We start from the raw sequence: 2,017 nt of genomic DNA, 5'->3' as shown, positions 1-2,017 counted from the left end.
TCCTGCGTCACCCCATCGCTTGCCTACTACCAGTCCGGGTCCCCAGCTAGACCGGATTGCCCACAAGTGGGCGCACCGGCTTCGGTGGGTTAGCATCGCTGGGTTCAGCATGGGCGTTCCTTCGCGGGTACGGGAATATCAACCCGTTGTCCATCGACTACGCCTGTCGGCCTCGCCTTAGGTCCCGACTCACCCTGGGCGGATTAGCCTGGCCCAGGAACCCTTGGTCTTCCGGCGGGGGAGGTTCTCACTCCCCTCTCGCTACTCATGCCTGCATTCTCACTCGTGTGGCGTCCACGGCTGGATCACTCCGCCGCTTCCACCGCCACACGACGCTCCCCTACCCATCCACACACCTGGCCGGCACCCCGAGAGGTGTCGGCGGGCTAACGTGTGAATGCCACGGCTTCGGCGGTGTGCTTGAGCCCCGCTACATTGTCGGCGCGGAACCACTTGACCAGTGAGCTATTACGCACTCTTTCAAGGGTGGCTGCTTCTAAGCCAACCTCCTGGTTGTCTCTGCGATCCCACATCCTTTTCCACTTAGCACACGCTTAGGGGCCTTAGCCGATGATCTGGGCTGTTTCCCTCTCGACTACGAACCTTATCGCCCGCAGTCTCACTGCCACGCTCTCACTTACCGGCATTCGGAGTTTGGTTGACGTCAGTAACCTTGTGGGGCCCATCGGCCATCCAGTGCTCTACCTCCGGCAAGAAACACGTGACGCTGCACCTAAATGCATTTCGGGGAGAACCAGCTATCACCGAGTTTGATTGGCCTTTCACCCCTACCCACAGCTCATCCCCCAGGTTTTCAACCCTGGTGGGTTCGGTCCTCCACGCGGTCTTACCCGCGCTTCAACCTGGCCATGGGTAGATCACTCGGCTTCGGGTCTAGAGCACGCGACTCAAACGCCCTGTTCGGACTCGCTTTCGCTACGGCTACCCCACACGGGTTAACCTCGCCACGTACCGCTAACTCGCAGGCTCATTCTTCAAAAGGCACGCAATCACCCCCACCACACGAAGTGGCATAAGGCTCTCACGGCTTGTAGGCACACGGTTTCAGGTACTATTTCACTCCCCTCCCGGGGTACTTTTCACCTTTCCCTCACGGTACTTGTCCGCTATCGGTCACCAGGGAGTATTCAGGCTTAGCGGGTGGTCCCGCCAGATTCACACCGAATTTCACGGGCTCGGTGCTACTTGGGAAACAAGTTCGGGAGGGACTGCGTTTTCGTGTACGGGGCTCTCACCCTCTACGGCGACCCTTTCCAGAGGCCTTCCACTAACACAAGTCCTTTATGACTCCCCGCATCCCCGGCAGAGGATGCAGAACTGTCCCACGACCCCGACCACACAACGCCTGCCGGCTATCACATGCGATCGGTTTAGCCTCTTCCGCTTTCGCTCGCCACTACTCACGGAATCACTGTTGTTTTCTCTTCCTGTGGGTACTGAGATGTTTCACTTCCCCACGTTCCCTCCACACGCCCTATGTGTTCAGGCGCGGGTCACACCACATGACTGGTGCGGGGTTCCCCCATTCGGAAATCCTCGGATCAACGCTCGGTTGACAGCTCCCCGAGGCTTATCGCAGCCTCCTACGTCCTTCATCGGCTCCTGGTGCCCAGGCATCCACCGTGTGCCCTTAACAACTTGGCCACACAAAAATCCCGCCCCACACCCCCGGAAGGAAATGATGAGACGGGCCTACAACACTTGAACTCTGCAAACAGAGTCAGAAGATGCTCGCGTCCACTGTGCAGTTCTCAACGTACGACCAGCCACCCCCCACACATCCCCGCCGGCCCCGGACACACCGGGCGGTACGAGAACAGGAAGGCCCTGACACGAGGAACAACGGTCACCCGCTCCCTCAGGACCCAACAGCGTGCCTACGACCGACCACCCCGCAACCACCCCGCTCCACGCACACACCAGGTGTGTGCAGTACTAGGGGCAGCCACAGCTGCCGGCCGAACTGGTCAGCGTTCCACCCTCGAGCACCACCCCA

1 rRNA gene is annotated in these 2,017 nt (G+C 59.8%); it reads right to left on the bottom strand.

Annotated elements, in window-relative coordinates:
• Window positions 1-1,665, bottom strand: a 23S ribosomal RNA gene (locus tag ACI79S_RS20730); the annotation flags it as partial.
• Window positions 1,666-2,017: the final 352 nt, after the last annotated feature.

The organism is Blastococcus sp. SYSU DS1024 (genome assembly GCF_054050795.1).
Note: the sequence above shows the minus strand (reverse complement) of the source record. Positions and strands in the feature narration are given on the sequence as shown.